Here is a 12,947-nt window from a genome sequence, read left to right as displayed (position 1 = left end):
AACTCCCATGTGCGGCATCGCGGGCTGGACCGTCGCGGACGGCCGGCCGGGCAGGGTGCCCGGACTCGCCGAGACCCTGGCGGGAACGATGGCCTGCCGGGGACCCGACGACCAGGGGGTGTGGTCGGACGCGCACACCACCTTCGTCCAGACCCGGCTGGCCATCATCGACCTGACCGGCGGCCGTCAGCCGATGACCGGCGGGCACGGTGACGGTACGGAGCCCGGCGGGGGCGAGCGGCACACGGTCGCGCTCGCCTACTCCGGCGAGGTGTACAACTTCCGGGAACTGCGCACGGAGCTGGCCGGCCGCGGCCACCGCTTCCGCACCCGCAGCGACACGGAAGTGGTGCTGCGCGGCTACCTGGAGTGGGGCGAGCGCTGCGTCGAGCGCCTGCACGGCATGTTCGCGTTCGCGGTCTGGGACACCCGGAGCCGGACGCTGCTGCTCGCCCGCGACCGCTTCGGCATCAAGCCGCTGTGCTACGCCCGCACCGCCGGCGGGCTCGTCTTCGGCTCCGAGCCGAAGACGGTCCTGGCCCACCCGGACGTGCGCGGCACCGTCGACCTCGACGGGCTGCGGGTGCTGTTCTCGATGGCCCGGGCGCCCGGCGAGAACGTCTACCGCGACCTCGTGGACCTGCCGCCCGCCCACACCCTCACCTACGGGCCCGCCGGGATCTCGCTGCGCCGCTACTGGAGCCTGGAGGCCCGCCCGCACGAGGACGACCTGGACACCACCGTCGGCCGGGTGCGCGAACTCCTGGAGGACAGCGTCGCACGCGAACTGGTCTCGGACGTCCCGCTGAGCGTGATGCTCTCCGGCGGACTGGACTCCAGCGCCGTCGCGGCGCTCGCCGCCCGCGCCCTGGCGGGCAGCGGCTCACCGGTGCGCACCACCACCGTGACCTACGGCGGCTACAGCGACAACTTCCAGCCCGACCTGGTCCGCAGCGCACCGGACGCGCCGTACGCCCGGGCGGTCGCCGAGCACATCGGCGCCGACCACGTGGAGATCGAGCTCACCACGGCGGACCTCGTCGACCCCACCGCCCGCCGCGCCGTCCTGCGGGCACAGGACGTGCCCGCCCCGTTCGGCGACATGGACACCTCGACCTTCCAGGCCTTCGCCGCGGCCCGGCGGCGGTCCACGGTGGCCCTCACCGGAGAGAGCGCCGACGAGATATTCGGCGGCTACAACTGGGTGCACATCCCCTCACTGGCCGACGAGGAGAAGTTCCCGTGGGTCGCCTTCGAGCAGTGGCACCCGGGCACCCGGCGGGGCCTTGGCCAGGGCCTGCTGTCCCCGGCGTTCAAGGCCCGGCTGGACATGGACGGCTACTACGCGGAGCGCTACGCGCAGGCCATGGCGGAGATCCCCCGGCTGCCGGGGGAGAGCGAGGAGAGCCGTCGCGCCCGTGAGGTGTGCCACCTGCACCTCACGCACTGGCTGCCCCGGCTGCTGGACCGCAACGACCGGCTCAGCATGATCTCCGGTCTGGAAGTGCGGGTCCCGTTCTGCGACCACCGGCTCGTGCAGTACGCGTACAACATCCCCTGGGAGATGAAGACCTTCGACGGACGGGAGAAGAGCCTGCTGCGCGCGGCGGTCCGCGACCTGCTGCCGGAGAAGGTCCTGGAGCGCCCGAAGGCACCCTTCCCGGTCAGTCAGGACGTGACCTACACCAAGGCCCTGCACCAGGAGTTCGCCGAGGTGCTCGCCGACCGCGAGGCACCGGTCCGGGCCCTGCTGGACCTGGAGGCGGCCCACCGGGTCGTACGGGAGGGCGAAGCCGCCGGCCAGGACTGGCTGCACCGCATGAACGTGGAGATGGTGCTGCAGGTCGACACCTGGCTGCGGGGACTCGGCGACGGCGTCGACCTGTGACCGCGTGACGGCCGCGTCGCACGGTTCAGAGGCCCCTCTGAACCGTGCGGCACCGCTCGGAGCCGCACTCCGCGGCAGCAAGCTCAGGCAACCAGGGTGCGCACCAGCCCGGGGCGCAGCGCGGCCCGCACCAGCGGGGGCAGGCGGTACTGGAAGGGCCGCGTGGAGGAGGCGTCGGTGGTCACCTCGACCTCCAGGAGGAAGAACTCCGTGAGTTCCTCCAGGAGTTCCTCGGTGTCGTCCGCGTTCCTGTCGAGCACCACGGCCGCGTGCTCGACGGTCAGGCTCTCCGCGGGCTCCCCCGCGATGACGGCCAGCGCGTCCCGGAGCTCGGGCACCAGCTGCGCGCAGCGCCGGCTGACCGGGTGGAAGGGGTAGGCGTGCGGCCACGGCATGACCGGGCCCCGGTCCCGGCACAGCCAGTCGGCCAGCTGTTTGGCGGACCAGTGCGGTCGGCGCATCAGCAGGCCCGCCGCGTCGGTCAGGGGGCCGGGCAGGTCGCCGAGCAGGTCCAGCAGGACGTCGAACTCGGCCTCGTCACCGAGCGGGTGCTCGGCACGGGCGGCCCGCAGGAGTTCGAGGGAGTGCCGGCGGTCGATCGGGCGCAGGTTTACGTGCCCTGTCAACTGGTTGCCGTGCAGCCGCCGGTGGCCCACCACGACCAGGGCGGAACCGCTGTCGGCGGGCAGTAGCGGGGTGATCTGCTCGGCGGCCGCCACGTTGTCCACGACGACGAGCACCTTGCGGCCGGCGGTCCACTCCTTGAACACGCGGGCCTGGTCGTCGACGCGGAACGGCAGCTTGGCGCGCTCCAGTCCGGCGGCCTCCAGCAGGTCGGCGAGTGCCGAGTGGACGCCGGAGACGTCGTCCGGACCGTTCAGCGACGTGTACAGCCTGCCGTCGGGGAACGCGTCGGCGAGGCGGTGGGCGAGGTGGACGGCGAAGGCCGTCGCTCCCACGCCGGGAGGCCCGGCCACGGCGACGCAGCCCGGTGTGTTCCCCGCCCGCCTCCCTTGACCCAACAGCCGTTCGGCGCACCGGAGTTCGGTGTCCCTGCCGATCAGCCGCGGAGCCGGGGGCATGGTGACGGGAGGCGTGCTGGGGGAGCCGCCGGACACCAGGATCTGCCCTCCGGGAAGGTCGAGGGCGGCGTCGCCGGCCAGCACGCGCTGGTGCAGCCGCTGCAGTGCGGAGCACGGTTCCAGCCCCAGCTCCCGGACGAGGGTCTCCCTGATCCGCTGGAAGACGTCCAGCGCGTCCGAACGGCGACCCGCGCGGTAGAGGCAGAGCATCAGCTTGGTGTGCAGGCTCTCCCGGGTCGGGTTGTCCGCCGTGAGCGCGGTCAGCTCGCTGATGAGGTGATGGTGCCGGCCCATCTGCAGATCGGCGTCGATCCGGCCCTCCAGCGCCTCGTACCGCTGTTCCTGCAGTCGCAGCACGTCGATACCGATGACGGGGCCGGGGGACAGGTCATCCAGAGCGGGCCCCCGCCAGACGGCGAGGGCCCGCTTGAGGAGGTCGGCGGATTCGGCGACCTCCCCTCTCTCCATGGCCTGCCGTCCGAGGGTGGCGAGTGCGCAGAAGCGCTGTGCGTCCAGCGACTCGGACGGCAGCAGCAGGCGATAGCCGCCGGGTGTGGTCAGCAGAGCGCCGGTGCCGGCCGTGTCGTCCTGTCTCTGCGCGCACAGACCGGGCAGCTTGCGCAGCTGGTAGATGTACGTCTGCAGCGTCGTCGCCGCGCTGGTCGGGGGGTGCTCCTCCCAGAGCTCTTCCATGAGCAGGTGCGGGGGCACGGTGGTGTTGGCTCGAAGTGCCAGCAGGGCGAGGACCTGGCGGACCTTCGGAGCGCTGGGGGTGACGTTCACATCGCCGTTTCTGACCTGCAGAGTTCCAAGCAGCTCTATCTGAAGCACTAGCCCTCCCCGTGTAGTACTTGCAGGCTGGATGCAATGCGTTCGTGAGGGTGCTGTGCCTGGCTCGACGCACGCTTGAGCTGAGCTCGACCTAGGCATATGTCTGCGGCCAGCACACATCTGTTTCCCCGGCCGGTGGTCTGCGCGGTGGCTCCGTTGCACTTCAAGGGCGTACGTATCGGTAAAGCAAGTGTGTGATTCTAGCATATACATGCCAAATACGGGAGAAACTTTGCAGGACGGGCGCTCTCCTGGCAACCCGGTCTCTCAAGCGAGGGTCGAGTCGGCGCAGGCATGCTCCCCCCATGCGAACTGATCCTGTCAGCGGCGCGGTGGGTAAAGGTTTGGTTGGTGAGTTCTTGCCCTTCGTCGGGCGGTGCCTGTCCCGGCTGGTCCCGGGGCCGGATCGGGTGGTTCCCGTTCCGCCCCGCCGCCCGCCGAGGATCGTCGGGATCGGCATCGACATCGCCGTGGTCAGCCGGTTCACCCGTGCCCTGGAACGCCATCCGGACCTCGGTGAGCGGCTGTTCACCCCCACGGAACGCCTCCTCCCGAGCGGCGCCCCGCGTTCTCCGGCGTCCCTGGTGGCACGCTTCGCGGCCAAGGAGGCCATCGCCAAGGCCCTCGGCAGTCCCGGCGGACTGCGCTGGCACGACGCCGAGATCCGCACCGGCCCGGCCGGCGAGCCGGTCGTGCACGTCCGCGGCACCGTCCTGCGGGCCGCGCGCGACCGGGGTGTGGGGGCGTGGCACGTCTCGCTCACCCACGACGGCGACATCGCCTCCGCGATGGTCGTGGCCGCGGCGTAGGCCGCCGGTCGCGGCCCCCGGCCACCCGGCGCGACGACGCCTCGCCGTACCCGTCCGACCTGTTCCCCCGTCCACCGCCCCTGCCCCCGGAGGCCCCACCATGCACCGGGTCCGCCGCCTGCTGCGCAGCGTCTGGAGCACCGCCGTCGAGGGCCTGTTCGCCCTCGGCGCCTACCACGGCGCGATGCCGCCCACCGACCTCGCGGCGCTGCTGGGCGCCGGACGACACCCGTGCGAGCCGGAACCGGACTTCCCCACCCCCGGCCGGGGAACGGCGTACGCGCACACCGACGCACTCCTCACCCCCGCCGAACGCCATGCCTGGAACCAGCTCATCGAGCGCTTCTGAGACCCTCCACGACCGAAACCCGCAGGCGGACGAACGCGCTGTCGCCCCGGTGTGCCCCGAGGGCTGGGCGCGGCCGGATCCGGCAGGCCTGTCCGCGCGGCCGGATCCGGCAGGCCGAGGGGACCCTCCTCCGCGTACTACCGGTGCGCCGTACCACCGGTGGCGCCGCGCGGACGCGGAGCCGTGCGATCGGGTGCGCCGCGCCGCGAACCCACCGCCCGGACCAGGTGACGGTGCGTGTCGCGGGAGCGGCCTGGGGTCACCGGCGACGCCCCGGCCGCACCGGTGGCGCGGTCCGTCGTGAAGCGCGGCTCACGGCCGGCCCGACGCGTCGACGGCCTCCCGCACGCTGGAGTGCAGCACGAGGACCTGGTCGAGCCCCGCCACGCGGAAGAGCTGAGCCATGGCCGGGCTGAGCGCCGCAACCGCGAAGGAAGACCCCGCGGCCCGGGCCAGACGGTAGGCCGTGATGATCGAGGTCATCCCCGTGGAGTCGCAGTACTCCAGTTCCGACAGATCGGCGACGATGCCCGCGCAGGGGTCGCGGAGCACGTCCTCGACGGCCTGCCGGAAGCCGGGGCCCGTGTAGTGGTCCAGGTCCCCGGCCAGGCGCAGGACGACGAGTCCCGCCGACGAGGAGTGCGTGCTGATCGCGAGAGTGCCCTCTGTGTCCTTCACCAGGTCTCCTCAACGGCAAGTCGGCCACGACGGGCCGGTGGATCCGGCGGGCGGACGTGCCCGCGAGGAGCGTGCCACCGTCGCTGCATCCGTCGCCCCACGCTACCCCCCCGGCCTCGCCCGCCCGCCTGGATTATCCTGTGAGGCCGCGCCTGCCGTCCCGGGAATACGCGGGTCCTGCCGTATGGATCATCTGTTCCCGAGGTCTGGGACAATGCGGACCGGAGCGTGGCAGGCCGTCACCCGTGTGAGTGCGGAGGAGGCGTTCGTCGGCGTCGGGAGGCGGTCCAGGGGCAGAGACAGTCATGGGCGCGCGGGCCGGGCCGCCGGCGGGCGTGCGGGATGCGGGTGAGGGTCACAGGGGTGGGCCGGTATGAGGGGAAGGGTGTCGCGTGGCATGTTCCGACGAGGGTGAACGCAGGCCGGGGACGGCCGCCGACGTGTTCACCGCCGACCGCGAGGTCGGCAGGGACCTCGCCGAGGTGGACTGGACGGCCACACCCCTCGGAAAGCCGGGGGACTGGCCGCAGAGCCTGCAGACCGCGGTCAGCATCCTGCTGTCCTCCCGGTTCCCGATGTGGATGGCCTGGGGCGAGCAGCTGACCTTCTTCTGCAATGCCGCCTACCGGCGCGACACGCTCGGCCGCAAGTACCCGTGGGCGCTGGGGCGTCCCGCGAACGAGGTGTGGGCGGAGATCTGGGACGACATCGGCCCGCGCATCGACACCGTGCTCCGTACGGGTGAGGCGACCTGGGACGAGGGACTGCTGCTCTTCTTGGAGCGGTCCGGTTACAGCGAGGAGACGTACCACACGTTCTCCTACAGTCCGCTGCGGGACGACGCCGGTGACGTCGTGGGCATGCTGTGCGTGGTCAGCGAGGACACCGACAGGGTGATCGGCGAGCGGCGCATGGCCACGCTGCGGGACCTGGGCTCCGACCCGAGCGTGATCCGCACCGAACAGGAGGTCCTGGCCTTCGCGGACCGGCAGCTGGCCCGCAACCGGCAGGACCTGCCCTTCACGCTGACCTACCTGTTCGACGGCGACGCCGCCCGGCTGGCCGGCGCCACCGGTGTCCCCGCCGGACATCCCGCCGCACCGGCCACCCTCCCGGCCGACGACAACGACGGTGTGTGGCCGACCGCGGATCTGGCCGGGGGCGAGTCGGCCCTCGTAGCGCTCACCGGCGACACCTTCGCCGGGCTGCCCGCCGGCGACTGGCCCGAACCGCCCGTCCAGGCGCTCGTGGTCCCCTTGCTGCAGCAGGGCAGTGCGCCGTTCGGCTTCCTCGTCGCGGGCCTCAACCGGTACCGGGCCCTGGACCAGGGGTACCGCGGTTTCGTCGAACTGACCGCGGGCCACATCGCCTCGGGCATCGGCAGCGCCCGCAGCTACGAGGCGCAGCAGCGACGTGCGGAGGAACTCGCCGAACTGGACCGGGCCAAGACCGCCTTCTTCTCCAACATCAGCCACGAGTTCCGCACGCCGCTGAGCCTGATCATGGGACCCGTCGAGGAACTGCGCACCCGGCTCGGCGACAGCGACGGGCAGGCGCGGCAGGAGCTCGACGTCATCCACCGCAACGGCCTGCGTCTGGGCAAGCTGGTCAACACGCTGCTGGACTTCTCCCGGATCGAGGCCGGGCGGATGCAGGCCCGCTACGAGCCGGTCGACCTGGCCGGAGTGACCAGCGAACTGGCCAGCGTCTTCCGCTCGGCCGTCGAGAGGGCCGGGCTCGTCTTCGACGTGGACTGCCCGCCCCTGGACGAGCCCGTGTGCGTCGACCGCGGCATGTGGGAGAAGGTGATCCTCAATCTCCTCAGCAACGCGCTGAAGTTCACCTTCGACGGCGTCATCCGGGTGCGCGTGCGGCGGGCGGACACCCACGCCGTGATCACCGTCGCCGACAGCGGTATCGGTGTGCCCGAGGCGGAGATGCCCCGGCTGTTCGAACGCTTCCACCGCATTGAGAACGCCCGCTCCCGGTCGAACGAGGGCAGCGGCATCGGCCTGGCCCTCGTGCAGGAACTCGTGCACCTGCACGGCGGAGAGATCACCGCCGACAGCACCGAGGGCGAAGGCACCACCTTCACCATCCGGATCCCGTTCGGCACCGCCCACCTGCCCCCCGGTTCCGTGGTGGCCGAAGCGGGCAGCACCGTCGCCTCGGTCACCGCGGACCCCTACGTCCAGGAGGCCCTGCGCTGGCTGCCGTACAGCGACGGCGGCGCGGTGGCCGGGGACGGGGTGGTGGCGGCCGAGGCCGACGCGGCCCCGCCCGGCTCCGGGCTCACGGTCAGCGCCCGGGTGCTGGTCGCCGACGACAACGCGGACATGCGCGAGTACCTCACGCGCATCCTCGCCGCGGCGGGATACGACGTGACCGCCGTCACCGACGGCGTCGAGGCCCTCCACCACATCCGCCGCGACACACCCGACCTGGTCGTCAGCGACGTGATGATGCCACGGCTCGACGGGCTGGAACTGGTGGCGAGACTGCGCGGTGACACGCGGACGGCCGCGGTGCCCGTGCTGCTGCTGTCGGCCCGGGCCGGTCAGGAGGCGTCGATCGAGGGACTGCGGGCGGGAGCCGACGACTATCTGGTCAAGCCGTTCGCCGCCGCCGAGTTCCTGGCCCGGGTGCGCGCCAACGTCGAGCTGGCCCGGCTGCGCAGCCATCACCTGCGGTGGCGGACAGCGCTCATCGACTCCCTCCAGGAGGCGTTCTTCGTCTGCGACGAGTCCGGGGCCGTCGTGGAGATCAACGCCGCCTTCACCGACATCCTCGGCTACGGTCCCGAGGACCTCCCCTATGCCCCGATCCACCCGTGGTGGCCGGACGCCGCCGCCGATCCGGAGGCACACCGGCAGGTCGGCGACGCCTTCGCCGAACTGCTCGGACGCGATCAGGGCAACCACACGGTGCCCGTCACCCACCGGGACGGGCACCGGCTGTGGATTGCCGCCACCTGGAACAAGGCCGAAGATCCGGACACCGGACGCCGGGTCACCGTCGGAACCTTCCGCGACGTCACCGCCGAGCACTACGCCGTCCAACGCGAGACCGCGCTGGCGGCGCTGAGCACGTCGCTGTCCCGGGCGGCCAGCCTGACCGAGGCGCTGACCGGTGCCCTGGACGAACTCAGGGACCTGTGGCGCGCGCGGAGCGTGCTGGCCGCCGTGTTCGGGCGCGGTGACGTACCGGCCTTCACGGCCACGGAGGCCGGCCTGCGCTGGGAGGACCTGCCCGCGGAACGCCGGGAGGCGCTCGCCGGACTCCGCCGCCGGTCACCGCTGACCCCGGTGGCCGACGACACGGGCGCCGGCATCCTGCTGGAACACCCCGACGGCCCCCTGGTCCTGTGGGTCGACCTGGGAGAACACCGGCCCTTCACCTCCGAGGACCAGCTGCTGCTGTCGTTGCTGGCCGGGCACCTCGCCCAGGGCCTGGTGCGGGCGCACCAGATCGACCAGCAGCGGGAGACCGCGATCGCGCTGCAGCGCGCCATCCTGGGCCCGGCCCGGCTTCCCGACGGCTTCGCCGTGCGGTACGAGCCCGCCACCCGCCCGCTCGAGGTGGGTGGTGACTGGTACGACACCGTGGCCCTGCCGGACGGACGGACCGGCATCGTCGTCGGCGACTGCGTCGGCCGTGGTCTGGAAGCGGCCAGCGTCATGGGGCAGCTGCGCAGCGCCTGCCGCGCGCTGCTGCTGCAGGACTCCAGCCCGTCCCAGACGCTGATGGCCCTCGACCAGTTCGCCGCGAGCGTACCCGGCGCCCTGTGCACCACCGTCTTCTGCGGCGTTCTCGACTCCCGCACCGGCGAACTCACCTACTCCAGTGCCGGACACCCGCCCGGCATCGTCGCGGACCCCGACGGCACCACCCGGCTGCTGGACGAAGGGCGCTCCCTCCCGCTGGCCGTACGGCCGGGCAGGCAGCGCCCGGAGGCCGCGTGCACCCTGCCCGCGCGCGCCACGCTGCTGCTGTACACCGACGGGCTCGTGGAACGCCGCCGCCGTCCGCTCAGCGTCGGGATCGACCAGGCGAGCGAAGCCGTCCAGGAGGGCCGGGACGACCCGATCGACGACCTCGCGAGCCAGGTGATGGCCCGGCTCGCGCCGGCCGGCGGCTACGACGACGACGTGGCGCTGCTGCTGTACCGCCATCCGGCGCCCCTGGAGGTGTCGTTCCCGGCCGAGTCGTCGCAGCTCGCGCCGGTCCGCAAGGCACTGCGCAGCTGGCTCGACCAGTGCGACCTGCCGCCCAACACGGTCCAGAACATCCTCGTGGCCGCAGGGGAGGCGTGCGCCAACGCCATCGAGCACGGTCACCGGCACACCCCGGGAGAAGTCGTGCGGCTGCGCGCCGAAGCCTTCGTCGACAACCTGCGCCTGACCGTCGCCGACAGCGGCCGGTGGAAGACCCCGCAGCCGGAGCTCAACGCCCACCGCGGCCGGGGCGTGGCCCTCATGCGCGCCATGATGCAGCAGGTCACCATCACTCCCGGCCCCTCCGGCACCACCGTCGACATGCAGATGAGGATCGCCTGATGACCACCCCCCTCACCCTCACCCCCGAGCGGGGGCCGGACGGCACTCACCGGCTCGCGGTGCGCGGGGAGATCGACATGAGCAACGCCGACTCGCTGGCCGAGGCCCTCGCCGCGCGTCCCGGACCCGTCGTCGTGGACCTGACCGAGGTGGAGTACCTCGACAGCGCGGGCCTGAGCGTGTTCTTCGCCCATGCCGAACGGCTGGAACTCATCGTCACGCCCCTGCTGGAGCCCGTCCTCACCGTGTCGGGCCTCGTCGGACTCGCCTCCGTCCGCTGCCTGGGCGGTGAGCGGTGACACGACGAGTCCTGCGGCCCCCGTCCGGCTCGCGTACGACTCCCGCAGCAACCGCGTCTTCCGGCCAGGAGCGATGACCGACGTGACCGACATCCTCGACGTATCCGTTCAGTACACCAGCGACCGCGGCGCCGTCCTCGCCGTCACCGGGGACGTGGACCTGCACACGGCGTCCACCCTGCGCGACCGCGCCCTGGCCGTCCTGGACGAGGGCGTCCCGCACCTCGTCCTCGACCTGGCACAGGTCGGGTTCGTGGACTCCACGGGCCTCAGCGCCCTGATCCACCTTCTGCAGGCGGCTCGGCAGGCAGGCGGCTCCCTCCGCCTCGCCGACGTGCCCGACCGTCTCGGCCGCATGGTCACCATGACGGGTATCTCCCAACTGATGCCCGTCCACGCCACGGTCGCCGACGCACTCGCCGGCCAGGCCGCGGACGGCCGCGCCGACCGCGCCGGGGAGGACACCGGCACCTCGGACTGACTTCCGCACGCGCGTCCGCGGCCGGCGTCCGGCCGGTGGGCGAGCGGGATGCCGGCGGCCCGGCTCCCGCAGCCCCCGGTAGACTGGCCGACGGTCACACGTACGGTCGCACTGTCAGGGGAGGGATCCATGCACGGCACACCCGCTTCTGCCGACGGCGACACCGCGGCGGACCGGCACGTCGCCGTGGCGTATTCCAGCGACGACGAGTGGGCCGGCCACCTCCTGGCCTTCGTCCGGGCCGGGCTCGCCGCCGGTGAGCAGGTGCAGTACTTCGCGGACGCCACCGACCCCGGCCTGGTGACGCGTACGCTCGCCCACGGGGGAGTGGACGCCGCCTCCGCGGTGCGGCGTGGACAGCTCGTGGTGGTCACCGCCGACGACACGTACCTGGCCGGATCCCGGTTCGACCCGGACGCGATGATCGGGTTGTGGCGTGACGCCCTGGACGGGGCCGTGGCACAGGGGTTCCGGGGCCTGCGCGCGATCGGAGAGATGTCCTGGGAAGGCCGGGACATGGCGGGTGTCGAACGCCTGCTGGAGTACGAACTGCGGATCCACCACGAGGTCTTCGAGCAACTGCCGTTGCGGGCCTGGTGCTTCTACGACCGGCGCCTGCTGCCACCCGATCGGCTCGCGGTGCTGGCGGACGCACACCTGACGCGGTCGGGCACCGCCACCCGCGCCGGCGGCCCCGACCTGTCGGCCGCTCCGCTGGCCGGGACGCCCGGGTTCCGGCTGTCCGGATCGGCCGGGTACGAGAGCCGCCGCGTCACCGCCTCGGTGGCGGCCGCGCTCGCCGCCTGCCCGGCGGAGCACCTCACCCTCGACCTGTCGGACCTCGACCACCTGGACGTCGCCGCGTTGGCCGACATAGCCGACGCGGTGCGCCGGCGGCCGTCCGACACTCCCGTACGGCTCCCGGGAGCCCCGCCCACGCTCCACCGCCTGCTCGAACTCTTCCCCGAGCTGGGTGATGGTCTGGAGGTCACGGACCGGTGACGACGTACACCCCACAGCCGTCCGAGCCGGTCCGCTACGAGACGACCTTCCACCACCCGGCCCTCTTCTGCGCCACGGAGGACGAGTACCTGGACGGCGTCGGCGATTTCGTCCGCACGGAAGCGGCCCGCGGGCGGCCTCTGCTGGTCGCCGTCCCGGGCGAACGCCTGACCCGGCTGCAGGACGTGGTCGGCGGCCACGAGGACATCACCTGGGTCGACATGCGGCAGGCCGGACGCAACCCGGGGCGCATCCTCTCGATGCTGCTGGACTTCGCCGACCGGCACGCGGACCGGCACCCGGCCATCGTCGGCGAGCCGATCTGGGTGGGACGCACCTCCGCGGAGGCACGCGAGGCCACCCGCCACGAAGCCCTGATCAACCTGGCTTTCGCCGACCGGGCCGCCACCATCCTGTGCCCCTACGACACGGCCCTGCCCGAGCGGGTACTGGCACAGGCCCGCCGGACCCATCCCGTCGTCGGCGACACCGGCGGCTACCGGCGCAGTCCGGACTACGCGTGCCCGGAGCAGGTGTGCCGCGAATGCGACGCGCCCCTGCCGGAACCAGTGGCCCCGGTCGTCCTGGACTTCGACGAGCGGGTGCTGGCGGACGTCCGTGCCGCCGCCGGGAACTGGGCCGACGCCGCGGGCCTGTCGCCGCGCCGTCACACGGACTGGCTGCTGGCCGTCAACGAGGCCACCGGCAACTCGGTCCGGCACGGCGGAGGACACGGCACCCTGCGACTGTGGCGCAGTGCCGGCACCCTCGTCGCCGAGGTCCGGGACCGGGGGCGGCTCACCGATCCGCTCATCGGCCGGCAGCGCCCCGACCCGCTCTCCCCGGCCGGTGGCAGAGGCGTGTGGATGATGCACCAGCTCTGCGACCTCGTGGAGATCCGGACACCGCCCTCCGGTCTGGTCGTACGCCTGCACATGGCGGTGGTCTGAGTGGCGGACCCGCCGCCGGATC

Annotated in this window: 10 protein-coding genes; 8 read left to right on the top strand and 2 right to left on the bottom strand. The window is 72.5% G+C overall.

Going from position 1 to position 12,947, the window contains the following annotated elements:
• Window positions 1-7: 7 nt before the first annotated feature.
• Window positions 8-1,888 (top strand): asparagine synthase (glutamine-hydrolyzing), encoded by a 1,881-nt coding sequence (gene asnB / locus ACZ7N4_RS14140; protein ID WP_471357829.1) that lies wholly within the window; start codon window positions 8-10, stop codon window positions 1,886-1,888.
• 83 nt (window positions 1,889-1,971) lie between these two features.
• Here the strand turns inward: asnB and ACZ7N4_RS14135 are convergent, their stop codons facing one another.
• Window positions 1,972-3,753 (bottom strand): AfsR/SARP family transcriptional regulator, encoded by a 1,782-nt coding sequence (locus ACZ7N4_RS14135; RefSeq protein WP_471357827.1) that lies wholly within the window; start codon window positions 3,751-3,753, stop codon window positions 1,972-1,974.
• Window positions 3,754-4,244: 491 nt separating this feature from the next.
• Here ACZ7N4_RS14135 and ACZ7N4_RS14130 point away from each other — a divergent pair, with 491 nt between their 5' ends.
• Window positions 4,245-4,610 carry a holo-ACP synthase gene (locus tag ACZ7N4_RS14130; protein WP_471358027.1) on the top strand — a complete coding sequence of 122 codons (366 nt, stop codon included), beginning with the start codon at window positions 4,245-4,247 and terminating at the stop codon, window positions 4,608-4,610.
• A 100-nt stretch (window positions 4,611-4,710) separates the two neighbouring features.
• A complete protein-coding gene (locus ACZ7N4_RS14125; protein ID WP_471357825.1) occupies window positions 4,711-4,959 on the top strand; it encodes a hypothetical protein in 249 nt (82 codons plus the stop codon).
• A 312-nt stretch (window positions 4,960-5,271) separates the two neighbouring features.
• Here ACZ7N4_RS14125 and ACZ7N4_RS14120 read toward each other — a convergent pair whose 3' ends face one another.
• Window positions 5,272-5,637, bottom strand: a complete 366-nt coding sequence (locus ACZ7N4_RS14120; RefSeq protein WP_471357823.1) for an STAS domain-containing protein — start codon at window positions 5,635-5,637, stop codon at window positions 5,272-5,274.
• Window positions 5,638-6,212: 575 nt separating this feature from the next.
• Here ACZ7N4_RS14120 and ACZ7N4_RS14115 point away from each other — a divergent pair.
• From ACZ7N4_RS14115 to ACZ7N4_RS14095, 5 genes are all read left to right on the top strand, one after another.
• Window positions 6,213-10,193 carry a SpoIIE family protein phosphatase gene (locus ACZ7N4_RS14115; RefSeq protein ID WP_471358023.1) on the top strand — a complete coding sequence of 1,327 codons (3,981 nt, stop codon included), beginning with the start codon at window positions 6,213-6,215 and terminating at the stop codon, window positions 10,191-10,193.
• Window positions 10,193-10,492 carry an STAS domain-containing protein gene (locus ACZ7N4_RS14110; RefSeq protein WP_471357822.1) on the top strand — a complete coding sequence of 100 codons (300 nt, stop codon included), beginning with the start codon at window positions 10,193-10,195 and terminating at the stop codon, window positions 10,490-10,492. Before ACZ7N4_RS14115 ends, ACZ7N4_RS14110 begins: the two co-directional genes overlap by 1 nt.
• Window positions 10,493-10,565: 73 nt before the next feature.
• The gene (locus ACZ7N4_RS14105; protein ID WP_471357819.1) at window positions 10,566-10,973 is read left to right on the top strand and encodes an STAS domain-containing protein; all 408 of its coding nucleotides are present in this window, start codon (window positions 10,566-10,568) and stop codon (window positions 10,971-10,973) included.
• 129 nt (window positions 10,974-11,102) lie between these two features.
• Window positions 11,103-11,975 (top strand): MEDS domain-containing protein, encoded by an 873-nt coding sequence (locus ACZ7N4_RS14100; protein ID WP_471357816.1) that lies wholly within the window; start codon window positions 11,103-11,105, stop codon window positions 11,973-11,975.
• Window positions 11,972-12,925, top strand: a complete 954-nt coding sequence (locus ACZ7N4_RS14095; protein ID WP_471357813.1) for an anti-sigma factor RsbA family regulatory protein — start codon at window positions 11,972-11,974, stop codon at window positions 12,923-12,925. Before ACZ7N4_RS14100 ends, ACZ7N4_RS14095 begins: the two co-directional genes overlap by 4 nt.
• The last annotated feature ends 22 nt before the right edge of the window (window positions 12,926-12,947 follow it).

The organism is Streptomyces sp. NPDC107654, assembly GCF_055639035.1.
This window is presented reverse-complemented; position numbering and strand designations above follow the sequence as displayed.